The 23315-nt window shown below is 62.4% G+C and carries 22 protein-coding genes; 6 read left to right on the forward strand and 16 right to left on the reverse strand.

Annotated features, from left to right (window positions below; all coding sequences use genetic code 11):
- Window positions 1-129 precede the first annotated feature (129 nt).
- Together PG892_RS06680 and hupA are read right to left on the reverse strand one after the other, a co-directional pair.
- Entirely contained in the window at window positions 130-555 is a 426-nt protein-coding gene (locus tag PG892_RS06680; RefSeq protein ID WP_029313758.1) for a hypothetical protein, read from the reverse strand.
- A gap of 113 nt (window positions 556-668) precedes the next feature.
- On the reverse strand, window positions 669-941 hold the full coding sequence (gene hupA / locus PG892_RS06685) for a nucleoid-associated protein HU-alpha (RefSeq protein ID WP_005305063.1): 273 nt from the start codon (window positions 939-941) through the stop codon (window positions 669-671).
- 338 nt (window positions 942-1279) lie between these two features.
- Here hupA and PG892_RS06690 point away from each other — a divergent pair, with 338 nt between their 5' ends.
- Window positions 1280-1762, forward strand: coding sequence for an Rsd/AlgQ family anti-sigma factor (locus tag PG892_RS06690; protein ID WP_029313757.1), 483 nt, complete (start codon window positions 1280-1282; stop codon window positions 1760-1762).
- 102 nt (window positions 1763-1864) lie between these two features.
- Window positions 1865-2251 carry a PilZ domain-containing protein gene (locus tag PG892_RS06695; RefSeq protein ID WP_029313755.1) on the forward strand — a complete coding sequence of 129 codons (387 nt, stop codon included), beginning with the start codon at window positions 1865-1867 and terminating at the stop codon, window positions 2249-2251.
- Window positions 2252-2304: 53 nt separating this feature from the next.
- Here PG892_RS06695 and radA read toward each other — a convergent pair whose 3' ends face one another.
- A complete protein-coding gene (radA, locus tag PG892_RS06700; protein ID WP_010673036.1) occupies window positions 2305-3669 on the reverse strand; it encodes a DNA repair protein RadA in 1365 nt (454 codons plus the stop codon).
- Between the two features lie 100 nt (window positions 3670-3769).
- On the opposite strand from radA, the gene PG892_RS06705 reads away from it, so the two are divergent.
- Complete coding sequence (locus tag PG892_RS06705; RefSeq protein WP_043153015.1) at window positions 3770-6145, forward strand: PilZ domain-containing protein; 2376 nt, start codon at window positions 3770-3772, stop codon at window positions 6143-6145.
- Window positions 6146-6201: 56 nt separating this feature from the next.
- On the opposite strand, the gene PG892_RS06710 is transcribed toward PG892_RS06705, so the two are convergent.
- Together PG892_RS06710 and serB are read right to left on the reverse strand one after the other, a co-directional pair.
- Window positions 6202-7107, reverse strand: coding sequence for an alpha/beta hydrolase family protein (locus tag PG892_RS06710; protein ID WP_043153013.1), 906 nt, complete (start codon window positions 7105-7107; stop codon window positions 6202-6204).
- A gap of 28 nt (window positions 7108-7135) precedes the next feature.
- A complete protein-coding gene (gene serB, locus PG892_RS06715; protein WP_043153011.1) occupies window positions 7136-8140 on the reverse strand; it encodes a phosphoserine phosphatase SerB in 1005 nt (334 codons plus the stop codon).
- Window positions 8141-8333: 193 nt separating this feature from the next.
- Here serB and PG892_RS06720 point away from each other — a divergent pair, with 193 nt between their 5' ends.
- Together PG892_RS06720 and PG892_RS06725 are read left to right on the forward strand one after the other, a co-directional pair.
- A complete protein-coding gene (locus PG892_RS06720) occupies window positions 8334-8942 on the forward strand; it encodes an AhpA/YtjB family protein (RefSeq protein WP_010673032.1) in 609 nt (202 codons plus the stop codon).
- 65 nt (window positions 8943-9007) lie between these two features.
- A complete protein-coding gene (locus tag PG892_RS06725; protein ID WP_043153008.1) occupies window positions 9008-11254 on the forward strand; it encodes a sensor domain-containing diguanylate cyclase in 2247 nt (748 codons plus the stop codon).
- A gap of 61 nt (window positions 11255-11315) precedes the next feature.
- On the opposite strand, the gene deoD is transcribed toward PG892_RS06725, so the two are convergent.
- The 7 genes from deoD to PG892_RS06760 form a co-directional block, all read right to left on the reverse strand.
- Entirely contained in the window at window positions 11316-12032 is a 717-nt protein-coding gene (gene deoD / locus PG892_RS06730; protein ID WP_005341325.1) for a purine-nucleoside phosphorylase, read from the reverse strand.
- Window positions 12033-12165: 133 nt separating this feature from the next.
- Window positions 12166-13374, reverse strand: a complete 1209-nt coding sequence (locus tag PG892_RS06735; protein WP_039039948.1) for a phosphopentomutase — start codon at window positions 13372-13374, stop codon at window positions 12166-12168.
- 14 nt (window positions 13375-13388) lie between these two features.
- Window positions 13389-14720: a thymidine phosphorylase gene (gene deoA / locus PG892_RS06740; RefSeq protein WP_043153005.1), complete on the reverse strand. Its 1332-nt coding sequence runs from the start codon at window positions 14718-14720 to the stop codon at window positions 13389-13391.
- 82 nt (window positions 14721-14802) lie between these two features.
- On the reverse strand, window positions 14803-15576 hold the full coding sequence (gene deoC / locus PG892_RS06745) for a deoxyribose-phosphate aldolase (RefSeq protein WP_039039946.1): 774 nt from the start codon (window positions 15574-15576) through the stop codon (window positions 14803-14805).
- Between the two features lie 387 nt (window positions 15577-15963).
- A complete protein-coding gene (locus tag PG892_RS06750; RefSeq protein ID WP_010673027.1) occupies window positions 15964-16134 on the reverse strand; it encodes a XapX domain-containing protein in 171 nt (56 codons plus the stop codon).
- Between the two features lie 123 nt (window positions 16135-16257).
- Complete coding sequence (locus tag PG892_RS06755; protein ID WP_010673026.1) at window positions 16258-17532, reverse strand: NupC/NupG family nucleoside CNT transporter; 1275 nt, start codon at window positions 17530-17532, stop codon at window positions 16258-16260.
- 213 nt (window positions 17533-17745) lie between these two features.
- Entirely contained in the window at window positions 17746-18534 is a 789-nt protein-coding gene (locus PG892_RS06760; RefSeq protein ID WP_052816277.1) for a TatD family hydrolase, read from the reverse strand.
- Between the two features lie 40 nt (window positions 18535-18574).
- Here PG892_RS06760 and tppF point away from each other — a divergent pair, with 40 nt between their 5' ends.
- Window positions 18575-19189: a type IVa pilus pseudopilin TppF gene (tppF, locus tag PG892_RS06765; RefSeq protein WP_029313748.1), complete on the forward strand. Its 615-nt coding sequence runs from the start codon at window positions 18575-18577 to the stop codon at window positions 19187-19189.
- On the opposite strand, the gene PG892_RS06770 is transcribed toward tppF, so the two are convergent.
- From PG892_RS06770 to amt, 4 genes are all read right to left on the reverse strand, one after another.
- Window positions 19158-19328, reverse strand: coding sequence for a DUF5363 family protein (locus tag PG892_RS06770; protein ID WP_171864938.1), 171 nt, complete (start codon window positions 19326-19328; stop codon window positions 19158-19160). The genes tppF and PG892_RS06770 overlap by 32 nt on opposite strands.
- 81 nt (window positions 19329-19409) lie before the next feature.
- Window positions 19410-19919 carry a GNAT family N-acetyltransferase gene (locus PG892_RS06775; RefSeq protein ID WP_202904357.1) on the reverse strand — a complete coding sequence of 170 codons (510 nt, stop codon included), beginning with the start codon at window positions 19917-19919 and terminating at the stop codon, window positions 19410-19412.
- A 113-nt stretch (window positions 19920-20032) separates the two neighbouring features.
- Window positions 20033-21385, reverse strand: a complete 1353-nt coding sequence (gene rlmD, locus PG892_RS06780) for a 23S rRNA (uracil(1939)-C(5))-methyltransferase RlmD (protein WP_052816281.1) — start codon at window positions 21383-21385, stop codon at window positions 20033-20035.
- A 231-nt stretch (window positions 21386-21616) separates the two neighbouring features.
- The gene (gene amt, locus PG892_RS06785) at window positions 21617-23044 is read right to left on the reverse strand and encodes an ammonium transporter (RefSeq protein ID WP_010673021.1); all 1428 of its coding nucleotides are present in this window, start codon (window positions 23042-23044) and stop codon (window positions 21617-21619) included.
- Window positions 23045-23315: the final 271 nt, after the last annotated feature.

A 23315-nucleotide genomic window follows, 5' to 3' on the forward strand; every position in this document is an offset into this window, starting at 1 on the left:
CAAAGCCAAACCACAGAAGTATGCGACGAGAAAACCTAGTAAAAACAATGCCAGTCAGGCTTAACTGACTGGCATTAGCGCCCCTGCGCCGGCTTTTTTGTCACCACGGAGGTGACCCGACAGTCTGGCTTACTCTTCCTGAACCATGAACTGGAGTTCAGGGGGAGAAGAGGTCAGCACATCGGCGCAGTAATCCCAGGTCGAGATGCGGTAGTGCTGCAAATCTTCATCCAGGTGCAGTCCATCGGATTCCTGATGGAACCAGCTGGCGAAACGGGACGGGGTGATGAGCTGGATCTGCTCCTCGATGACGTGGCTGTCACGCCCCTCCGCCAGATCGCAATCCTCCATCACCCGCACCGCGAAGATGTGGCGAAAACTCACCCGGCACAGGGGCAACGGAGGCAGATCGATGCTGCGAGCACGCCCCAGCATGACGGTCAGGGTGTCGCTCCAGATATCCTGATGCAGTTCGGCCACGACCAGGCCGGGAGGGAGTTGACGAGAGGGAGCCCAGGGGACGGCTACCTGCCGAATGGCATTTTTCTGTTCCATATCCACCTCGCTACAGCGCATGCCATATCCTGAGTGTATCTGAAACAAATTTTGACGAAGATGGCAAGAAAAAACCCGGCACAAGCCGGGTTTCATTTGATTACAAGACGATCTTATTTGACAGCGTCTTTCAGCGCCTTGCCAGCCACGAAGGACGGCACATTGGCGGCTGCAATCTGGATCTCTTTACCGGTTTGCGGGTTGCGACCGGTACGGCCCGCGCGATGGTTGACCTTGAAGGTACCAAAACCCACCAACTGAACGGCATCGCCCTCTTTCAGGCTCTGGGTAATACCATTGATGATCTCTTCCAGAGCGACTTTGGCCTGAGCTTTGCTCAGGTCTGCTTTGGCGGCAATTGCATCGACAAGTTGAGCTTTGTTCATAACATTTCCTTTATGATCGGGCATTTAGCACCGGGCCACTCTATTCAAAAAAAAACACTCAGGCAAAGGCTTTATCAGCCGGATTGGCTTGAATGCTGGGGTTTTCATCAAGATCTGCGGAAATAGTCACATATATCGCCCCCATGTCCCCTGGATGGGCGACAGGATGCGAAGTACCGGTGGGGAGAGGCATGCAAATCCCCGCCTGATGTAACAATATCCCTACACTCCTATTGACGGTCAACTGGATTTTCCCTAGTTATAGGAGTGTCGTCAGTCGATGAGAATGACCGAAGGCATGCGACCCGAGAGCCGCATGCCATGCCCATGGAGGGACTATGTTAACTGAACTGGAAAAAACCAAGCGCGCACTGGCAGGCAAGCACAGAGCAATAGATGACTGGCTGGATGCCAGACAGGCGTTGCTGGTCGAGTACATGCGACTGGCAGGCCTCATGCCCGCCAAGTGCAAGCAACGCACCCTCCCAGGCCACGTCGAACTGCAACGTTTTTGCGAACAACTGGTCGATTACGTCAGCGCAGGCCATTTCGAGATCTACAACCATGTCGTCACCGCCTTTGAGCAAGCCAGCGGGGACAAACTGGAGCTGGCCAAGCGCATCTACCCCCATATCCGTGCCTGTACCGAATTCGCGCTGGAGTTCAATGACAAGTACAGCAACGCCGACGAAGCCCAGTTGCTGCAACTGGACGAGGATCTGAACCAGCTCGGCCCCGTGCTGGAGGACAGGTTCAAACAGGAGGATCGGCTGGTCAAGGCGCTGCAGGTGGTGGAATCCCTCAGCCATCAGCAGGTCTGATATTCAATATCGGAGCCAGTTCAATATCCTGGCGTGCCAGCTGGATTACACTCTGCAACATGAAGAATGAGCATCTTGCTCGCACGCAGACCGGAGACGACCATGGCCGAGCGCCGCCACTTTACTCGGATTTTCTATTTGACCGCCGCCAAGCTCACCCAGGGTGAACACCAGTGGCGCACCCAGCTGGTCGATGTCTCCCTGCAGGGAGCCCTGCTGCTCAGACCCGAGGATTGGGTCGCCAGCGAGGACAAGGAGTACGAAATCTGCTTCGTGCTCGGGGGCAGCGACATCGAGATCAAGATGCAGGTCGAGCTGACCCACGAAGCCAGCAAAAAGCTGGGGTTTTACTGCCACCACATCGACATCGACAGCGCCACTCACCTCAAGCGGATGATCGAGCTGAACATCGGAGAGGAGCAGCTACTCCATCGCGAGCTGGAGCAGTTGCTGCAAGAGCACCGAGACCACGTCCCCCCCGAATCCTGAGCGGGCGGGCAGAAAAACAAAGGAGCGTCCATACGCTCCTTTTTCACGGTTGGTTACAGGGCCTCGAGGGCATCGGAGAGTTTCTTCACCGGCACCACCTCCATCCCCTCGATGGGATGTTTGGGCGCATTGGCATGCGGGACAATGGCTCGGCGGAAGCCGTGCTTGGCCGCCTCCTGCAGTCGTTCCTGACCCGAGGGTACGGGCCGTATCTCGCCGGAGAGCCCCACCTCGCCAAAGACCACCAGATCCTTGGGCAGGGCCTGATCCCGGAAGCTCGACACCATGGCCAGCAGCAGCGCCAGATCCGCGCTGGTCTCCTCGACTTTGACCCCACCCACCACGTTGATGAACACATCCTGATCCGCCATCTGCAACCCGCCGTGACGATGCAGCACCGCCAGCAGCATGGCGAGACGGTTGTGGTCCATCCCCACCGCCACACGGCGCGGATTGGAGAGCTGGGAGTAATCCACCAGCGCCTGCAACTCCACCAGCAGGGGGCGCGTGCCTTCCCAGATCACCATGACGATGGAGCCCGGAGCCTGCTCCTCCCCGCGACTGAGGAAAATCGCGGAAGGGTTGCTCACCTCCTTCATTCCCTGCCCGGTCATGGCGAAGACCCCCAGTTCGTTAACCGCACCGAAGCGGTTCTTGTGGGATCGCAGGGTGCGAAAACGCGAGTCGTGCCCGCCATCCAGCAGCACGGAGCAGTCGATGCAGTGCTCCAGCACCTTGGGGCCCGCCAGGGTGCCGTCCTTGGTGACGTGGCCCACCATGAAGATGGCCACATGATTCTGCTTGGCATAGCGTGTCAGCAGCGCCGCCGACTCCCGCACCTGGGAGACGGAGCCCGGCGCGGACTGCACATCCGCCACGTGCATCACCTGGATGGAGTCGATGACCATGATCTGAGGCTGCTCCTGCTGGGCGATGAGACAGATCTGCTCGACGCTGGTCTCGGACAACATGCGCAGCTTGTCCGTGGGCAGACCCAGCCGACCGGCCCGCATCGCCACCTGTTGCAGTGACTCCTCACCGGTCACATAGAGGGTCTTCATGCGCTGCGCCAGGCCGCACATGGTCTGCAGCAACAGGGTCGACTTGCCGGCCCCGGGGTTGCCGCCGATAAGAATGGCCGAACCGGGGACCACGCCGCCACCGAGTACGCGGTCCAGCTCCTTGAAGCCCGAGCTGAAACGGGGGATCTCCGTGGTGGCGATCTCCGCCAAGGTCTGCACCTGGCTGCCGACGGCGCCCGCATAACCGGTATAGCGAGCACTCTTGCCGGGTGTCGTCACCCCCAGTCGCACCTCGGTGATGGTGTTCCACTCCTTGCACTCGCTGCACTGACCTTGCCAGCGGGTGAAGTCGGCTCCACATTCGGAACAAACATAGGCGGTTTTGTTTTTGGCCATGGATAACTCGGGGACAGGATGAATTCCTGCTTGATATACTTGTTTGCGACCGGCAGATCAAACCCAGAATCGGAAAAGTGACTTTCCGCGGCAGGAATACATGGATTCAGAACAACCACTACATCTGATAGAACAACTTGTCCCCCTGCTCCGGGAAAAGGACTTCGACGAAATCTTCAACCGTCTGACCCAGAACGAAAATACGAACAGCCGGTTCCTGCTGAAGATGGAACTCAAACGCAAGTGCACCCCCTGTCGGCGCGTCATCGACATGCGCAACGAGCTGGGCGCCCTCTGTCAGGTGCATGAGTTCGACGGGGTGACCCACTTCATGCCCGCCGAGGCCATCGAGCTGTTTCAATCCCAGTGCTACCTCTACCGGGACAGCTACACCCTGGGGGTCTACGAGGCGCTGCAAGCCTGGTACAAACTCAACCAGGGGCGCAGTGACAATCTGGCGCTGCCCATCAGCCCGTTTCGTCCGTTTGATGTCAGCGCCATCCCCTTCGCCAGCCATTACGGGCGACAGGAAGAGCGCATGCACTTCAGCTCTCCCATGGTGCTCCAGCTCGCCAACGGCGAGAAGATCCTCGCCAAGAGCTCCGACATCTCCCTCGGCGGCATCCGGGTATCCGTGCCCTATCTGCCCGACTACCAGACAGGCGACCTGATAGCCGTCTTCTTCACCGGACTGGAACGCGATCATCCCCATCCCCTGCTGCGTGACCCGGTCAGCTACCAGATCCTGGGGGAGGAGAGAAAAGAGGACAAATTCTGGCTCAGGCTGCTCAAGAACGGCGAGCATCCGGTGTTCGACGAGTTCCTGCGCGACTTCATCGAGCGCAACCGCAGCCGCTATCGCGTCAGCGTCGACTACCTGCTCTCCGCCGCCGTCATCAAGGGGTATGAGCAGTTCTATCTGCCGCGCATGACCGGCATGCCCCTCTATTTCGGCAAGGGCAGCGTCCCCGCCCTCGAGATCGCCCTGCGCACCGAGAACAACCAGCACATTCTCGAATACTGGCGCGACGCCAAGAACCGCGACATGCTCGCCAGCCTCTTCACTGCGGCCCGCATGCCCTCGTTGCTCCCAGGCAAAGAGGGCATGCGCGAGACGCTGATCTACAGCTTTACCCATGCGGTACGCAGCCACCTCTACTTCTTCTCCGCGACCCGGGAGGAGCTGGAACAGAGCGGACTGACCGCGCTCTTCTTCCAGATCGGCGCCCGCCGCCCCAGCTGGCGGGTATACAAGTTCAGCATGGAAGCCTGCACCCTGCGGGAGGCCGACCTCGACAACCCCCAGGGCGGGGCGAGCCAGTTGCAGGACAGGCTGCTGCGCGAGCGCCTGGCCCAGCTCGGATACGTGGGCATGCTGCAGGAGATAAACCTGGACAACCAGCGCGACGAGTTCCAGCGAGAGACGGGTCAGGATCCGCTCAACGCCAACGCCTTGCAGCGCTTTGGCCATGACATCCATGCCGCCCCCTTCGAGATAGAGACGCTGCACTATGTGCAACTACGCAAGGAGGCGCGCTACATGCACAAGACGGCCATCGTCTTGCATCACAAGGAGCGATCCTGGGTCGGCTGGACCCGAGACATCTCGGCCCACGGCATGCAAATCGAGCTGGAGGAGCCGTTCGACGGGGAGAAGGGAGACATCATCACTGTGGCTCTGCCCCGCTTGCAGGAGCTCGCCAGGAACATGGACCTGCAACGCCTGCCCTATCGGCTGGTCAGCCTCAACCTGAGCAGAACCGTGCTGCATCTGTGCATCGAGGGGACGGCCGAGCGCCATACCGGCCACCAGTTCTTCAGCCTGCTTATCGAAAGCAACCAGAACAAGCTCAAGACCACCCGGGAGTTCAATCGCTATCGCGGCATGGCCAGGGCGCTGCGCAACCTCTACACCCACCACCTGTTCAACACCCCCGTCTATGTGAACAAGCTCAAGGCCGCCCCGAAACTGGCCGCGGCCGGCCTCTCGCCACAGCCACGCAGCCTTTCCCGTCTGCTGCGCATCTGTGCCGAGCAGGATCAGCAGTTGAACCTGTATCCCCTGTTCCAGGGGGCACTGCTCAAGGCCCTGCTGCTCAATCCCCTGCGCGCCATCGAGCGGGAAGACAAGCCGGAAGAGGAGGAGGTCTACATCGCCGCCCTCCACTCCCAGGGGGGAACCCCCCTGTTTCGCAGCCACCTGGCCAGCAGCTTCAGCTCACCGGATCAAAAGCGCCGCTTCATCGAGCTGGCCCGGCAACAGGGAGAGTTCTATTCGGTACTGGTGGGTATTTCGCGCACCGGCCGCCCGGACACCAGCTTCATCGCGGGTGAACTGGACTACATCGCCAAGTTCGCCATTCACAAGGCCAAGAAGCTGGAAGAGGAGCTCTGGAGTGTCGTGGGCGTGGGTGAACTGACCGATACCACCGAGGCGACCCTGTTCCGCCTTGGCATACCATCCGGGCCCCGCTAGCCAGCAGGGCAGGGAGACAACAAAAAACGGGCACGCAAGTGCCCGTTTTTTGTCTATCAGGCAGCCTGGGGGTTGCGCAGCCAGGCGAGGATGTCGGGGAAGTGATCCTCCTGTGCCTGGGGCGCTGTCAGCATGTTGATGTGGTCGTAATCGAGCCGGTTGCCGTTGTCCCGCCCAAGACGGGTGTGGCGGGCAGCCGATCCCATCTCGTCGCTGAAGCGGCGCACGTCGACGGGGTGGCCAAGTACCTTGTCCGCCTTGGCGGAGATCATCCAGAGCGGGGGCCAGTTGACCCGGCTCGCCGCCTCGTCATAGGCGAAGCCGTCAAAGGGGTCCAACCAGGGCCCGCACTTGACCCAGGGGATGGTCTCCTGCAGGTAGCGCAGGGGCTCATCATCGGCCCCTATCTTCAACCGGCGGGCGGCAAGAAACCCCCGGCGGCGCGCCAGCCAGGGGGCGAGCCGGTTCCAGATCAGATCCACCTTCAACCAGCGCTCCGGGTTCTGCACCGAGACCCCCCGCTTGGTGCCGAAGAACACCAGGCTGGCAACCTGCTCCGCCAGCTCGGGGAAGCGCACCAGGGTCGAGGCCATGATGACGCCGCCCCAGGAGTGGGCCATCCAGTGCACCCGGGCACCGGCATGGCGGGCCGATACCCAGCGCTGCAGGGCGGGCAGATCCTCGGTGATCAGCTCATGCTGGCCGTGGCCGGCCCGCTCGGCGATGGTCGGTGTGCTCAGACCCCGACCACGCAGATCCGCCACATAGACCTGATACCCGTGGCGAGCCAGAAAGCAGGCAAGCCCCTTGCCCGATTCGGTGTAGAAGATGCGGCCGTTCTCGATGGCCCCGTGCACCATCAGGATGGGGTCGGCATGCACCGCGACACCGGGCTGGATATGGCGCACATGGAGTCGATGCTCACCGCAGGGGACAAACAGGGATTGCTGTAACAGTTCCATCTCGTGATCGGCTCCTCCTTGAGCGGGATCAGCACCAGCGTCGGTCGCGACAAGCCAGGGCGCCGAGCAGGCAGAGCACCCCTTCCAGATCGTGGTGATTGAGGGTCGCCGCCGCCTGGGCACGTACCAGGGGTTTGGCATGAATGGCAATGCCAAGCCCCGCCACCGCCATCATCTTGAGATCGTTGGCACCATCGCCGACCGCAACCGTCTGGGATGCAACCACCCCGTACTCCGAGGCCAGCTGTTGCAGTGCTTCGGCCTTGGCGGCGGCATCGACGATGGGGCCGCTCACCTTGCCGGTCAGCAAGCCCCCTTCCACCGCCAGCTCGTTGGCGAAAATGGCATCCAGACCCAGAGCACGCTGCAACTCGCCAGCAAAGCGGGTGAAGCCACCGGAGGCGATCGCCACCTTCCAGCCAGCCTGCTTGAGGGCATCGACCATGAGTGGCAGGCCCGGCATCCAGGGCATGTCGGCCGCCACCTCGTCGAGGATGGTGACCGGCGCCCCTTCCAGCAGCGCCACCCGGGCACGCAGACTGTCGGCAAACTCCAGCTTGCCCTGCATGGCCGCCGCGGTAACGGCCGCCACTTGCTCACCGACCCCGGCCAGCCGCGCGATTTCGTCGATGCACTCTATCCTGATCGCGGTGGAATCCATGTCCATCACCAGCAGACCGGGCTCACTCAGGGTGGGCAGGGCGGCCAGATGACACAGGTCGATGTCCCACTCCTGGGCTTTGAGCGCCTGCACCAGCTCGGGGGAGAAACGGTTGGTGCCAAGCAGCAGCAGCGGAATACCGGCCTGCTCCCCTGCGGGATAGAGGCTGGCCTCGAGCCCCAGGGCATCCAGCTGCTGGGCCAGGCGGGCCAGATGACCGGCCTCCAGCCCCTTGCCAAACAGGACAATCCAGGCGCTGTCATGGGCGTTGGCCGCGGGCAGCAGGGCTTCGTTGGTGAGCTGCCAGCAGGGGGCACAGCTCAGGGCCCCGGACCAGTCGTGCAGGGAGCGGGGAAGTTGGGACAACAACATAAGAGAGACGCCTTCCTTGGAAATCATGGGGTTCATCATGCGGGCCCAGAGTAGCGTATTGCTTTTTGTACAGGCAAGCGCCAAGATCCCGCCTGCGGTGCGGGCAGACATGGAAACAGACCACCCTGTTTCCCGCTTCGCGGCACCGGGGCACCAGCCAGCCCCGCTCATCCATTACCAGAGGCCCGGTTCTGTGCGTCATCTTCCCATCAAACGTGTTGTCAGCCTGGCGGCGGGAGTCCTGCTCGGTCTCTGGGTGCTGGTGCTGCTCATCCACATGCAGGGAGAGAGCCAGGCCGCCCTGCACGCGGCGGCACGGGACAGGGCACAGGCGCTGGTCGCCTATGCCGCCCGGGACATGCGCCGCTGGATCAAGGAGGACAAGGAGAGCGAACTGGAGAGACTGGCGCAGGATCTGGCCGCCGAGCCTGACATTCTGGATGTCACCCTCTATGACGCCCGCGGCATTCCCCTCGCCCAGTCGGACAACGCCCTGCCGCTGGACAGTCTGCTGCCCATCGGCAGCGACAACAAATCCCTGCCGGAGCAGGGCAAGGGGCGCATCCAGTTCGTCCAGGAGATCCAGGACGGAAACCTGACCCTGGGCTATCTGAGGATCACCCTGGAAGAGCAGAAACTGCTGGCCGCACAAGATACCCATCTCAAGGTCAACCAGGAGAAACAGCGCCTGATGCTGCTGGTGATGCTGCTGGCCGGCCTGCTCATCTCCTACGGGGTCCGTCGCAACTACATGCGGGTGCGCAAGCACAAGAAACAGAGCAAACCCGCCGCTCCGCAATAAGCGGGAGTGGATCACATCCTCCGGCTTGTATATAACACTGGCAAGATCACTGGCAGGAGAGCCACATGATTGCCCCCCCCTTACCGCTGGATGAACACAGTCGACTGGAACGACTGCGCATCCTCGGCCTGCTCGACCACGAGCCCATCGATCAGCTTGATCGCCTCACCCGGCTCATCACCAGGCATTTCGCACTCCCCATCGCCATGGTCTCCCTGACCGACGTGAACAGGCAGTGGTTTCTCGCCCGCACCGGGGTCGATATGTGCGAGATCAACCGGGAGCACTCCTTCTGCGGTCATGCCATTTTGCGCCCCGACATCATGCAGGTACCGGATGCCAGACGGGATCTCCGCTTTGCCGACAATCCGCTGGTGACCGATGATCCCGGTGTGGTCTTCTACGCCGGCCGACCCCTGCGCGCCCTCGATGGCGTGGTGCTCGGCACCCTCTGCCTGGTGGACCATGTGCCGCGCCATCTCGACGAAGATGCCTGCCGGGATCTCGACGACTTCGGCCGCCTGGTGGAGAACACCCTGCACGATCTGGAGCGGCGCCACCAGGTGCGCACCCTCAATCAGGTGCTGGAAGACAAGGAGCATCTCTTCACCCTCACCTTCAACCAGTCGTCGGTGGGCATGGCCCTCTCCTCCCTCGAAGGCAAGTGGCTGCGGGCCAACCCGGGGCTGGAGCGGCTGCTCGGTTACAGCGAGCATGAGATGCTGAGCCGGACCTGGCTCGCCATGACCCATCCCGAAGATCTGCAACGGGAGCAGCCCCTGTTCGATGCCCTGATCGCGGGGCAACGGCAGGATTACCGGCTGGAGAAGCGGATGATCCGGGCCGATGGCACCCAGTGCTGGGTCCAGCTCAGCGTGACCCTCTGCCAGAGCCGCACCATGGCCCCCCACATGATCGCCGTGTTTGCCGACCTCACCGAGCGCAAACAGGCCGAGGCCGAACTCGTGCGGCTGCAGCAAGGGCTCGAGCAGCAGGTGCAGTCACGGACCCGGGAGCTTTCCCGCACGGTGGAACAGCTGCATCAGGAGATGCGCGAGCGCGGCGCCATGCAGCAGCAGCTGTGGCAGGAGCAGCGCCGCTTGCAGCACATGCTGGAGCACACCAGCAATGCCTTCCTCGAGCTCGATGCCGATTTCATCATCACAGGCTGGAACCCGGCCTCCACCACCCTGCTCGGCTGGCACGCCGACGAGATGCTGGGCCGTCCCCTCTTCGGGCTGCTCGGCGCCGAGCATCCCCTGCTGAGCCTGTCAGGCAACCCGCAGAGTCCGCCACGGCGGCTGGAGTGCGACATCATCACCCGCACAGGCCGGCACATCCCGGTCGAGGTGATTGCCGAGCGTTACCAGTTCGACGGCAAGGTGCGCATCGCCCTGTTTTTGCACGACATCACGGCCCGCCGCCAGGTGCTCGCGGAGATCGAGCGTGGCCGTGCCCGACTGCGGGCCATCACCGATGGCCTGCCGGTCACCATCAGCATGGTGTCGCCCGAGGGGCGTTACCTGTTCGCCAACCAGGCCTATTGCCGCTACTTCGGGCTCGATACCGAACAGATGCGGGAAATGAGCGTGCGGGACGTCATCGGCGAGGAGGCCCACGGCAGGGCCATGGCCTATGTGGCAAAGGCCCTCGCCGGTGAGCAGGTGAGTTTCGAGCACCGTTTCGATCTCCCCATAGGCCGACGCGACCTCAGGATCACCATGATCCCGAGCCGGGGCGACGAGCCCGGGGTCTACATCCTCGGCAGCGACATCACCGAGTTCAAGGCGCTGCAAAGCCAGCTGGAACACGAGGCGGCTCACGACCCCCTCACCGGCCTGCCCAACCGGCGCGCCTTCACCCTGCGCCTCTCCCGGGAGCTGGAGCGGGTGCGCCAGAATGCCGAACCCCTGGGCCTGCTGTTCCTCGATCTCGACGGCTTCAAGGGGATCAACGACAGGCTGGGACACCACGTCGGCGATGCCCTGTTGCAACGCTTCGCCCAGGTGCTGAGTGCCGAGGTGCGCCCGGGGGACATGGTGGCGCGCCTGGCCGGCGACGAGTTCACCATCATACTGCCCGCCCTGCGCCAGCCGGAACTGGAGCTGCCCGCCCTGTGCGAGCGGCTGCTGGCGGCCATGGCGGTTCCTGGGGACGTGGCCGGTCACCGGCTGCCCCTTGCCGGCAGCATAGGAGGCGCCCTCTGCCAATCGGGCCAGTATTGTCACATCGATGATCTGCTGCACCGGGCCGATGCCGCCATGTACCAGGCCAAGCAGTCGGGCAAGGGGCGCTTCGCCCTCGATCTCTGACCGTGCTTCGCATAAAAAAACGGCGGCCCGAGGGCCGCCGTTTTTTTATGCGCGAGGGGGATCAGTTGTCACCCAGCAGGACGGAGTCCAGCGCGATTTCGATCATGTCGTTGAAGGTCAGCTGACGCTCTTCGGAGGTGGTCTGCTCACCAGTACGGATATGGTCGGAGACGGTGCAGATGGTCAGCGCCTTGGCACCGTACTCGGCGGCCACGCCATAGATACCAGCAGCTTCCATCTCGACACCCAGGATGCCGTATTTTTCCATGACGTCGAACATGGAGGGGTCCGGAGTGTAGAACAGATCGGCGGAGAAGATGTTGCCCACGCGCACGGCCACACCCTTGTTCTTGGCGGCCTGAACGGCATTGGCCACCAGGTCGAAGTCGGCGATGGCGGCGAAGTCGTGGTCCTTGAAGCGCAGACGGTTCACTTTGGAGTCGGTGCAGGCACCCATGCCGATCACCACGTCACGCAGTTTCACGTCTTCACGCACGGCACCGCAGGAGCCCACGCGGATCAGGGTCTTCACGCCGTAGTCGGTGATCAGCTCTTTTGCGTAGATGGAGCAGGACGGGATGCCCATGCCGTGACCCATGACGGAGATGCGACGACCCTTGTAGGTGCCGGTGAAACCGAACATGTTGCGCACGTCGCACACCTGCTCGACGTTCTCCAGGAAGGTTTCGGCGATGTACTTGGCACGCAGGGGGTCGCCCGGCATCAGCACGGTATCAGCAAAGGCGCCATCTTTCGCATTGATATGAGGAGTTGCCATTCTCTTTATTCCTTCACACTAGGTTGAGTTTTATTGTCTTTATGGATTGTCCGCTGCCTGCGCGGCGGCGGTACATTACAGGAAACCGGGGCCCTGTGGCACCCCGGGCAGGCGAACCGGCCCGGGGTCACCATCACAGGAAGCTGGTACCGTATTGCAGCTTGGGCAGGCCGTGGTAGGCCGCGATGCTCTGGCCGATGTCGGCGAAGGTCTCGCGACGACCGACGGAGCCCGCCTTGACCGGCTTGCCGTAGAACAGTACCGGAATGTATTCGCGGGTGTGGTCGGTACCGCTCCAGGTCGGGTCACAGCCGTGGTCGGCGGTCAGCACCACCACGTCGCCATCCTGCAGCAGGTCGAACAGCTCCGGCAGGCGGGAGTCGAAGTACTCCAGCGCATCGGCGTAGCCCTTGACGTCACGGCGGTGACCGTAGGAGGAGTCGAAGTCCACGAAGTTGGTGAAGACGATGGTCTGGTCACCGGCCGCTTTCACCTCTTCCAGAGTCCTGTCCCACAGCTCGGTCAGACCGGTCCCCTTCACCTGCTTGGTGATGCCCTGCTGGGCATAGATGTCGGCGATCTTGCCGATGGAGACCACCTGGCCACCCGCTTCCTTCATGTAGTCCAGCACGGTCGGCGCCGGCGGCAGCACGGAGTAGTCGTGGCGGTTGCCGGTGCGCTTGAAGTTGCCCTTGCCGCTGCCCACGAACGGACGCGCGATGACGCGGCCGATGTTGTAGGGCTCCAGCAGCTCGCGCACGATGTGGCACAGCTCATAGAGCTTCTCGAGGCCATAGGTCTCTTCGTGGCAGGCGATCTGGAACACGGAGTCGGCGGAGGTGTAGAGGATCGGCTTGCCGGTGCGCATGTGCTCTTCGCCCAGATCGTCCAGCACCTGGGTGCCGGAGGCGTGGCAGTTGCCCAGATACCCGGGCAGACCGGCCTTCTCGACGATGGCATCCAGCAGCTCCTGCGGGAAGCTGTTGTGATGGTCGTGGAAATAACCCCACTCGAACAAGACGGGCACGCCGGCAATCTCCCAGTGACCGGACGGGGTGTCCTTGCCGGAGGAGAGCTCCTGGGCAAAGCCGTAGGCACCGATCACCTCGACATCCTTGTTCAGTCCGGCCGGGAAGGTGCCGCTGGCGAGTTCGCCCGCGTGGCCCAGACCCAGCTTGCTGAGGTTTGGCAGGTTGAGAGCGCCACGGCCCTCGATCTCACCGGCGGCGCACGCCTTGGCGATATGGCCAAGGGTATTGGCACCCACGTCGCCGAACTTGTCGGCATCGGCGGCAGCACCAATACCGAAAGAGTCCATCATCAGAATAAAGGTACGTTTCATGGGACTTCCCCTTGTTACAAATCAGCCAGACCGATGCGACGGTAAACCTCGGGCAGCGCCTCTGGTCGGGTGTCGCCGATCTTCACGGCAGCCTGCACCATGCGGGCAGCCTCGGCAAATTGAGCTTCTGTCTGAGCGTGGATCAGGGCGAGCGGCTTGTCAGCATCGACGCTCTGACCCAGGCGGATAAAGTCGGTCAGACCGACCGCATAATCGAGTTTGTCGGCGGCGGCGCGGCGACCACCGCCCATGGCGACCACCGCCAGGCCCAGTTCACGGGTGTCCATGGCGGTGACGAATCCGCTGTGGGCCGCGTAGACGGGGCGCACGATGGCGGCTTTGGGCAGGTAGGCGTCGTAGCGCTCCATGAAGTCGGCGGGACCACCGAGGCCGGTCACCATGCGCCCGAAGATCTCGGCTGCCTTGCCATTGTCCAGCACCGCCTGCAGCTTGGTGCGGGCATCGCCGTCATCGCTGGCAAGACCGGCGGAGATCAGCATCTCGGCGCACAGGGCCATGGTCACTTCGTGGATGCGCGGGTTGCGATACTCACCGGTCAGGTAGCGCACCGCTTCGCGCACTTCCACGGCGTTGCCGGCGCTGGAGGCCAGCACCTGGTTCATGTCGGTCAGGAGTGCAGAGGTGCGGCAGCCGGCCCCGTTGGCCACGGCGACGATGCTCTTGGCCAGTTCCTCGGAGGCTTCAAAGGTCGGCATGAAGGCGCCGGAGCCCACCTTCACGTCCATCACCAGCGCTTCGAGCCCGGAGGCAAGCTTCTTGGAGAGGATGGAGCCGGTGATCATGGCAATGGACTCGACGGTGGCGGTGATATCCCGTACCGCATAGATACGCTTGTCCGCCGGGGCGAGATCGCCGGTCTGGCCGATGATGGCGACACCCGCCTCTTTCACCACTTTCAGGAAGCGGTCGTTGTCGACCGAGGTCTGGTAGCCGGGGATGGCATCCAGCTTGTCCAGGGTACCGCCGGTGTGGCCGAGACCACGGCCGGAGATCATGGGCACGAAACCGCCGCACGCAGCGACCATGGGGCCCAGCATCAGGGACACGACGTCACCCACACCGCCGGTGGAGTGCTTGTCGACGATGGGGCCGCCCAGGTTGAGGTGATCCCAGGTCAATACCATGCCGGAGTCGCGCATGGCGCAGGTCAGGGCAACCCGCTCATCCATGGTCATGTCCTTGAAGTAGACCGCCATCGCCAGGGCCGCGATCTGCCCCTCACCGATGGTGTTGTTGGTTATGCCTTGGACGAAGAATTGAATCTCTTGGGTACTGAGCGCTTCACCGTTGCGCTTCTTGCGAATAATTTCTTGAGGCAAAAACATCTTTCATTCCCTCCGTGCATCACGCACGAACACAGACCGAACCAGATCCGGAAGGGGGCGGCGCACCGCCCCCTGCCACCGCTTAGTAACCGCTGGTATTGGCAGGCTTGTCGCCATGCCCCAGGGTCGCCAGCAGGCTGGCCAGCAGGCTGGAGGCGCCGAAGCGGAAGGTGCGGGCGGATACCCAGTCCTTGCCCAGGATCTCTTCGGCCATGGCCAGGTACTGACCCGCCACGGCGGCGTCTTTCACGCCACCGGCCGGCTTGAAGCCCACTTTCGGGTTCTTGGCCTTGATCACTTCCATCATGATGCGGGCAGCTTCCGGGGTCGCATTGACCGGCACCTTGCCGGTGGAGGTCTTGATGAAATCGGCACCGGCGTCGATGGAGATCTCGGAGGCGCGACGGATCAGCGCCTCTTCCTTCAACTCGCCGGTCTCGATGATCACTTTCAGCAGTACCTTGGCGCCGCAGGCTTCCTTACATGCTTTGACCAGATCGAAGCCGACCTGTTCATTGCCGGCCATGAAGGCGCGGTACGGGAAGACCACGTCCACCTCGTCGGCACCGTAGGCCACGGCGGCGCGGGTCTCGGCCACGGCGATCTCGATGTCGTCGTTGCCGTGGGGGAAGTTGGTCACGGTCGCGATGCGCACGTCGGCGGCGCCGATGTCACGCAGGGTCTTGCGTGCGATGGGGATGAAACGGGGGTAGATGCAGACGGCGGCGGTCAGGCCGGCCGGAGACTTGGCCTTGTGGCACAGGTCGATCACCTTCTGATCGGTGTCGTCATCGTTCAGGGTGGTCAGGTCCATCAGGTTCAGGGCACGTTGGGCGGCCACTTTCAGATCAGTCATGCTATGTCTCCAAAGTCTTGTTAAGCCCCATCACCCGCGATCGGCTTCACCGAACACCAAGGGTCGGCAGAGACGTTCCCGGAGCAACGGGATATGGAATTGCAGCGCAAATGCACAGGCAATACGGCTGCAAATAAGGCAAGAGCCCTGTCACTTTCTTACAAAAGTGCGGACTTGGTTCCATGAAGACTTGAGAAAGGCCGACTACGCAGACCCGACTTCCCAATCAATTCCATTTGACCGCCAACACCCGGATTCACCGGGCATTAGTCAATGCCAGCACCCTGCTGGCATCGCCTATTTCAGCCGAGATACCCCGTGTTTGCAAGCCGGATTTGCCAATTTCAGAGGTACCTCACACCCGGCAAATCCAGCGCTGGAAGGCGCTTAAGAGAAGAAGCGGGTCAGGATCCAGGAGTAGGCAATGCCCCCCAGATAGACCCCCACGATCCCCATGACGCCGGAGAGGACGGGCGGCGCCGGTATCGGCAACTTGAGGAAAGAAAACAACACCCCAACGATAAAGCCGGCCGCCATAGCCAGTAGCACTTCATTCATAGAACCTCCGATTTGACTCACTTTATTATTAGTCTTGACAGGAAAACGGTTGTCACCACCCCAAACGAGAACGCCACAGCAAATCGCTGTGGCGTTCGTCTTTATCCTGTCAGTCAGGCGATGTTACATGCCGGACAGCGCCAGGAAGAAGCCTGCGATGGTCGCAGACATCAGGTTGGACAGGGAACCTGCCAGCACGGCCTTCAGACCGAACTTGGCGATGGTGCCGCGACGGTTCGGTGCCATGGAGCCCAGACCACCCAGCAGGATGGCGACGGAGGACAGGTTGGCGAAGCCGCACAGGGCGAAGGAGATGATCGCCTTGGTGTGCTCGGACATGGCCACACCGTTGATCAGCACTTCATCCTTCAGGTAGGGGGCAAAGTTCAGGTAAGCCACGAACTCGTTGACCACCAGCTTCTGACCGATGAAGGAACCGGCCACGACCGCTTCGCTCCAGGGCACGCCGATCAGGAAGGCCAGCGGGGAGAACAGCCAGCCCAGCAGCAGCTCCAGGGAGAGTTGCGGGTAACCGAACCAGCCGCCCACACCGGAGAAGATGCCGTTGATCATGGCGATGAGGCCGATGAAGGCCAGCAGCATGGCACCCACGTTCAGGGCCAGTTGCAGACCGGCGGAGGCACCGGCGGCGGCAGCGTCGATCACGTTGGCCGGCTTGTCGTCCAGCTCACCTTCTGCGGTGTTCTCGTCGTAGCTCGGGGTCTCGGTTTCCGGTACCAGCAACTTGGCGAACAGCAGACCACCCGGGGCAGCCATGAAGGAGGCGGCGATCAGGTATTCCATCTTGACGCCCATGGAGGCGTAACCGGCCAGCACGGAGCCGGCAACGGAAGCCAGACCACCACACATGACGGCGAACAGCTCGGAGTCAGTCATCTTGGAGATGAAGGGACGTACCACCAGCGGGGCTTCGGTCTGACCGACGAAGATGTTGGCAGTGGCGGAGAGGGATTCGGTACGGGAGGTGCCCAGCACCTTCTGCAGACCGCCGCCCAGCAGCTTGATCACCCACTGCATGATGCCGAGGTAGTAGAGTACCGCGATCAGGGAAGAGAAGAAGATGATGACGGGCAGGACGCGGAAGGCGAAGACGAAGCCACCGCCACCGAACACTTCGAACATCTTGTTGCCAACCAGACCACCGAACAGGAATTCGATGCCGTTCTGGCCATAACCGATGACGCTGGAGACGGCGTCGGACACGCCCACCAGGATGTCACGACCGACCGGCACGTAGAGCACGAAGGCCCCCAGACCGGCCTGGATGGCAAAGGCGCCACCTACGGTACGAATTTTGATTGCCTTGCGGTTGCTGGAGAACAGCACCGCAATAAGGATGAGCGTCGCCATCCCTACCAGACCCATTATCAGATTCATTATTAACACTTCCTCTTTAGTAGCACCTGCCAGCTTGTTAACGATTTGTGTATTGAAGCCGCTAATCAAGGGTGCGCATTATACTAATTACGGTGCGACAAAATAGAATACTGGTCACATTTTATAAGCCACAAACGGCCTGAACATCGTTTAATTAGACCGCAAACGATTTTTATGGGCCCTGTTTTTTATCACTCGGTCATCATTTGATAATCAAATGTTAATTTCATGATTTCCCGGGGGGAACAGCCGCCGGGTGGAGTCATGTAACACCGAAATAACATCCTCCAGCGGTTGCTGCCGCAATTGTGCCAACAAGCGGGCTATGGTCGGCAGGCTGGCCGGCGTGTTCACCTCCCCCTGCTGGCCTTGCAGCGGCATGTCGGGAGCGTCGGTTTCCAGCAGCAAGGCCTCCAGCGGCATCTGGCGTATCGCCTCCCGGGTCTTGTTGGCCCGCTCATAGCTGATGACCCCCCCGATCCCCAGCCTGAAACCCAGTTGCCAGAACACCTCCGCCTGATGCAGGGAGCCGCTGAAGGCGTGAATGACGCCCCCTTGTGGCGGAGTGAAGCGCCGCAGGATCTTGGCGACCGTGTCGTTGGCACGCACCGAGTGGACGATGAGGGGCAGCGCATGCGCCATGGCCAGCCGCACCTGCGCCTCGAACATCTCGACCTGCCCCTCCTGCGGCACATGGGAGCGCAGATCCAGCCCGCACTCCCCCACGGCCACCAGCCCACGGGGCCGACTCGCCAGCAGGGTCTCCAGCCGGGTCAGTACATCCCGGGGCTGCTTGCCCACATACCAGGGATGGATCCCCAGGCCATAACGGATGTCGTCGTGGCGCTCGGCCAGCGCCATCACCCGCCCCCAGTTTTCCTCTCCCACGGCGGGGATGATATACTCGCCCACCCCCAGCTGGCGCCACCGGGTCAGCAGCGCCTCCCGATCGGCGTCAAAGACCGGAAAATCGAGGTGGCAGTGGGTGTCTATCAATTCCATGTCGCGCTTACCTGTCTGTCGTACTCAATGGGTTCATTCCATGCCAACACACGTTTCCCGAGGCTTTACCCTGATAGAACTGGTGCTGGTCATCATCGTGCTGGGGATCCTGGCCGTGACCGCCCTGCCCCGCTTCATCAACATCCAGGACGACGGGCTCAAGAGCAGCGTCTCGGCCACGGCGGGCAGCTTTGCCAGTGCCGCCCGGCTCGCCCACGCCGGCTGGGCGGTCAAGGTTAAGGGGGAGCCCCTGGCACTCTACAACTTTAGCGGCATGGGCAGGCAGGATCTCGACATCAACAGCCATGGCTGGCCGGTGGGCACCAAGGAGGACCAGGGAGGTCAGGGGCCCGATACCGTCTTCCCCGGTGGCGACAGCGATCAGATCTCCGTCAGCAGCCGGGACGACTGCGAGAGCCTGTTTGGCGCCCTGCTCGATACCGATCTGACGGTGGCCGATGAGTTGCACCAGGATTCAGACAGTGACTACATCTCCCGGCTCATCCCGGCAGACGCTCAGGCTGACGGCGCCCTTCGTCACGACAACTGCCGCTATACCCTGCGCAGCTCCGTGGGCCGCTTCCCGGCATACCCCGACGGGCTCTCGTTCGACTACAACAGCGTCACTGGCGCCGTGACCCGCCAGTTCCAGTGAGGTCGTCGCCCTTGTCCGGGCGCTTCTCCTCTTCATCATGGCGTACCGGCGCGCAGCAGCGCCGGTTCTCCGGTGTGAGTCCCCACTCCTGGCACCAGGCATCGTAGCGAGCCAGCCAACGCAGCAATATCCCCTTCATGGGCGCCTCCTTGTCTCGATGGTTTCCCCACAAGCTTGCCCCAATCCAACTCCCCAGACCAGCATCTCGGGGCCAGCGGCGTCATGGCCTGTCCAGCGGCAGCAGCAGCCCCATGGAAATCTCGTCCACATAGCCCTCGTCCAGCCGATAGGCCTGCCGTCTCACCCCTTCCTCCACGAACCCGCACTTGCGATACAAGGCGTGGGCCACCTCGTTGTGGGCCATCACTCCCAGCTCCAGCCGGTGGATACCGAGATCCCTCGCGGTCGCGATCAGGGTACGCAGCAACCGTTCCCCCCATCCCTGCCCGCGCGCCCTCGAACACAGCCCCATCACCACCAGGGCACAGTGGCGGTTGCGTGCCAGGCCGCCACCAAGGAGCGCGGCAAACCCTTGCACCTCCCCCGCCAGCTCCAGCAGCCACATGGCCTGATTGGGGGCTGCGGCCATGGCCTCGAGCCGCCTGCGCTGCCCCTCGATGTCCGAGGGGCGCTCTCCCGCTTCATACAGCATGAAGCGGGTCTCCCTGTCCAGTTGCCCGAAGAAGCGATCCAGCACCGCCGCATCCTCCACCCCTGCCATACGAATCATCACGCCGATCTCCCTGCCTGGTGGTTCTGCCGACCACGACCATAAAAAAACGACTCTTCAAAAGGAGTCGTTTCTATCAGAGCCATCTGGCTAACGCCACGCCCTCGGCCCGATCAGGCTTTCGCTGACAGGCTCAGGCGAGCAACGGCTTCCACGTGCATGGAGTGCGGGAACATGTCCACCGGCTGCACCTCGTCCAGCACGAAGCCCTGCTTGACCAGCCAGGCGAGATCCCGGGCCAGGGTCTGGGGGTTGCAGGAGACATAGACCAGCCGGCGCGGCGCCATGGCCACCAGGGTCTGCAATACCGCCTTGTCACAGCCCTTGCGGGGCGGATCCATCACCACCACGTCGGCACTCACCCCGTCGGCATGCAGGGCAGGCATCAGCTGCTCCGCCTTGCCCACGTGGAACTCGGTCTGCTCGATGCCGTTGAGGGCCGCATTGCGACGGGCGTCGCTGATGGCACTCTCCACCGACTCAATCCCCACCACCTTGGCGGCCTTGCCTGCCAGGAACAGGGAGATGGTGCCGATGCCGCAATAGATGTCGAACACCGTCTCGCTGCCGGTCAGCTCGCAATACTCCAGCGCCTTGGAGTAGAGCACGTCGGTCTGGCTCGGGTTGTTCTGGAAGAAGGAGAGGGGCGAGATCTCGAATTCGAGCTCGTGGATCTTGTCGCGGATCACACCGCTGCCCAGCAGCACCCGGTTCTTGTCACCCAGGATGCGGTTGGTACGCACCTCGTTGATGTTCTGCACCAGGGTGGTGACCGGCAGATCCGCCAGGGCCGCCAGCAGCTCGGCTTCGAACGGCAGCGCTTCGCCCAGGGTCACCAGCACCACCATCAGCTCGCCGCTCTTGAAGCCCTTGCGGGTCATCAGGTTGCGCACGCAGCCGGTGTGGGCCACCTCGTCATAGGCCGCGATGTCGTGCTCGCGCATCCAGTTGCGTACCCGGGCGTTGAGCTCCACGTGCAGCGAATCCTGCACCGCGCAATCATCGGCGGTGATGAGGTCATGGGAGTGCTTGCGGTAGAAGCCGATCTCGGCGCCCGCCTCGCTGCCACGCACCGCGTACTGGGCCTTGTTGCGGTAGGCAAACGGCGTCTCCATGCCGAGGATGGGGTTGACCACGGCCTCACCCAGCCCGACCTGCTCCAGTGCGCTCTGCACCAGGCTCTGCTTGAGGGCAAGCTGGGCCGGATAGGCCAGCGGGCGCACCTGGCAGCCACCGCATTCGGTGTTGGGGCAAAAATCGGCCACCCGATCGGCAGAGGGCTGGGTCAACTCGACCAGCTTGCCGTGCAGGTAGTTCGGTTTGACCTCGGTCAACTCGACCAGCGCCTGCTCACCGGGCAGCAGACCCTCGACAAACAGGGGGCGATCGAACAGGCGACCCTTGCCATCCCCCTTGTCGGTCAGTTCCAGAATATCGATCTGATGTTGGTGTCCCACTAACGGCATGAGCGGCTCCGAAGGCATGAAAGAGAGGGTGACGACGGGGCAGACCCGGCGACCCCGAATAAAGGGTGGCAGAGTTTAGCGGAGATCCGCCCAAAATGCAGGCATAAAAGACCCCGCAAACACAAATAGCGACCCCGGCCACCAGCGGCCCGGTCCGGGCAGCCTGGCCAGTCCGCCCCAATAAAAAAACCGCCGGACGGGGCCGGCGGTATGACATTCATGGCAGCAGGATCAATGGCTGTAGGCTTTCTCGCCGTGGCTGGTCACGTCCAGCCCTTCGCGCTCGGCATCTTCCTTCACCCGCAGACCGATCAGCAGGTCCACCAGCTTGTAGGCCACGGCCGAGACCAGGGCGGTCCAGACCACGGTCACCCCCACGCCGATGACCTGTACCTTGACCTGGGCCAGGATGGAGTACCCCTCGGCCACCTGGTTGGTCACATAGTCCCACACCCCGGTGCCGCCCAGATCCGGGCTGGCGAACACCCCAGTCAGCACGGCACCCAGGATCCCGCACACCCCGTGCAGGCCGAACACGTCCAGGCTGTCATCGGCCCCCAGCAGACGCTTGAGACCGTGCACGCCCCACAAACCGGCCACACCGCTGAGCAGGCCGATGATGAGGGCGCCCCCCACACCGACGAAACCGGCGGCAGGGGTGATGGCGACCAGGCCCGCCACCGCACCGGACACGGCGCCAAGCAGGGAGGGACGGCCCTTCATCGCCCACTCGGCGAAGGTCCAGGAGAGGGCGGCAGCGGCCGGTGCGATCCAGGTGTTGGCGAAGGCCAGGGCCGCCGTGCCGTTGGCTTCGAGGGAGGAACCAGCGTTGAAGCCGAACCAGCCGAACCACAGCAAGGCGGCACCGATCATGGTCATGGTCAGGCTGTGGGGGGTCATGGGGTCACGGCCATAGCCAACCCGTTTGCCCACCATGAAGGCCCCAACCAGACCGGCCACCGCGGCGTTGATGTGCACCACTGTGCCGCCGGCGAAGTCCAGAGCGCCGTGCTGGAACAGATAGCCTGCGGTGGCACCGGCCGCTTCGGCGGCGGCCGCATCCGTGTAGGCATCCGGACCCGCCCAGTACCACACCATGTGCGCCATCGGGATATAGGCGAAGGTGAACCAGATCACCGCGAACAGCAGCACCGCCGAGAACTTCATCCGCTCGGCAAAGCCGCCGACGATGAGCCCGCAGGTGATGGCGGCAAAGGCGCCCTGGAACACCACGTAGATGAACTCGCTGATCCCGACCCCCTTGCTGAAGGTGGCGGCGATGGAATCCGGCGTCACCCCCATCAGCAGCACCTTGTCGAAGGAACCGTAGAAGGCGCCGCCCTCGGTGAAGGCCAGGGAGTAGCCGTAGACCACCCAGAGGACGGTGATGAGGCAGAACAGGGTGAACACCTGCATCAGCACACTCAGCATGTTCTTGGCGCGCACCAGGCCGCCGTAGAAGAGGGCGAGGCCCGGCACGGACATCAGGATCACCAGGGCCGCCGCCACCATCAGCCAGGTATTGTCCCCCTTGTTGATGGTCACGGTCGCGGCCGCCTGTACCACATCGGCCTGCGCGGCCACCTCTTCGGCCCAGCCCGGGGCGGCCATGGTGGCGGCCAGCGCCAGCAGGCCAGTCATTACGAGTCTCTTGAACATACAGCCCTCTCCTTGTCGTCCCGGCATCCGGGTCCATTTCCTGATATGCATTTCCAACCTGGCCACCTGCCCACCGCACCTGTGTGGCTCACGGAGACATCATGGCGACATGACATGGGGAAAGCATAAAGCAGGCCAAGAAAAATAATCCTTTTATTTCATGGCGTTATGTTTTTATCACATTCAACACGCACCATCTTGGCGCACGATGCCCGGTTACAGGGGGAAAATCGCACTTTGGCTGTGCATTGCCGGGAAAATGCACCAGGAT

It is taken from the genome of Aeromonas sp. QDB68, from assembly GCF_027707405.1.
Taxonomy (GTDB): Bacteria; Pseudomonadota; Gammaproteobacteria; order Enterobacterales; family Aeromonadaceae; genus Aeromonas; species Aeromonas caviae.

Excerpts from the sequence above, each read along its gene's own strand:
- PG892_RS06680 (WP_029313758.1), bottom strand. The coding sequence starts at position 555 with ATGGAACAGAAAAATGCCATTCGGCAGGTAGCCGTCCCCTGGGCTCCC.
- hupA (WP_005305063.1), bottom strand. The coding sequence starts at position 941 with ATGAACAAAGCTCAACTTGTCGATGCAATTGCCGCCAAAGCAGACCTG.
- PG892_RS06690 (WP_029313757.1), top strand. The coding sequence starts at position 1,280 with ATGTTAACTGAACTGGAAAAAACCAAGCGCGCACTGGCAGGCAAGCAC.
- PG892_RS06695 (WP_029313755.1), top strand. The coding sequence starts at position 1,865 with ATGGCCGAGCGCCGCCACTTTACTCGGATTTTCTATTTGACCGCCGCC.
- radA (WP_010673036.1), bottom strand. The coding sequence starts at position 3,669 with ATGGCCAAAAACAAAACCGCCTATGTTTGTTCCGAATGTGGAGCCGAC.
- PG892_RS06705 (WP_043153015.1), top strand. The coding sequence starts at position 3,770 with ATGGATTCAGAACAACCACTACATCTGATAGAACAACTTGTCCCCCTG.
- PG892_RS06710 (WP_043153013.1), bottom strand. The coding sequence starts at position 7,107 with ATGGAACTGTTACAGCAATCCCTGTTTGTCCCCTGCGGTGAGCATCGA.
- serB (WP_043153011.1), bottom strand. The coding sequence starts at position 8,140 with ATGTTGTTGTCCCAACTTCCCCGCTCCCTGCACGACTGGTCCGGGGCC.
- PG892_RS06725 (WP_043153008.1), top strand. The coding sequence starts at position 9,008 with ATGATTGCCCCCCCCTTACCGCTGGATGAACACAGTCGACTGGAACGA.
- deoD (WP_005341325.1), bottom strand. The coding sequence starts at position 12,032 with ATGGCAACTCCTCATATCAATGCGAAAGATGGCGCCTTTGCTGATACC.
- PG892_RS06735 (WP_039039948.1), bottom strand. The coding sequence starts at position 13,374 with ATGAAACGTACCTTTATTCTGATGATGGACTCTTTCGGTATTGGTGCT.
- deoA (WP_043153005.1), bottom strand. The coding sequence starts at position 14,720 with ATGTTTTTGCCTCAAGAAATTATTCGCAAGAAGCGCAACGGTGAAGCG.
- deoC (WP_039039946.1), bottom strand. The coding sequence starts at position 15,576 with ATGACTGATCTGAAAGTGGCCGCCCAACGTGCCCTGAACCTGATGGAC.
- PG892_RS06750 (WP_010673027.1), bottom strand. The coding sequence starts at position 16,134 with ATGAATGAAGTGCTACTGGCTATGGCGGCCGGCTTTATCGTTGGGGTG.
- PG892_RS06755 (WP_010673026.1), bottom strand. The coding sequence starts at position 17,532 with ATGAATCTGATAATGGGTCTGGTAGGGATGGCGACGCTCATCCTTATT.
- PG892_RS06760 (WP_052816277.1), bottom strand. The coding sequence starts at position 18,534 with ATGGAATTGATAGACACCCACTGCCACCTCGATTTTCCGGTCTTTGAC.
- tppF (WP_029313748.1), top strand. The coding sequence starts at position 18,575 with ATGCCAACACACGTTTCCCGAGGCTTTACCCTGATAGAACTGGTGCTG.
- PG892_RS06770 (WP_171864938.1), bottom strand. The coding sequence starts at position 19,328 with ATGAAGGGGATATTGCTGCGTTGGCTGGCTCGCTACGATGCCTGGTGC.
- PG892_RS06775 (WP_202904357.1), bottom strand. The coding sequence starts at position 19,919 with ATGATTCGTATGGCAGGGGTGGAGGATGCGGCGGTGCTGGATCGCTTC.
- rlmD (WP_052816281.1), bottom strand. The coding sequence starts at position 21,385 with ATGCCGTTAGTGGGACACCAACATCAGATCGATATTCTGGAACTGACC.
- amt (WP_010673021.1), bottom strand. The coding sequence starts at position 23,044 with ATGTTCAAGAGACTCGTAATGACTGGCCTGCTGGCGCTGGCCGCCACC.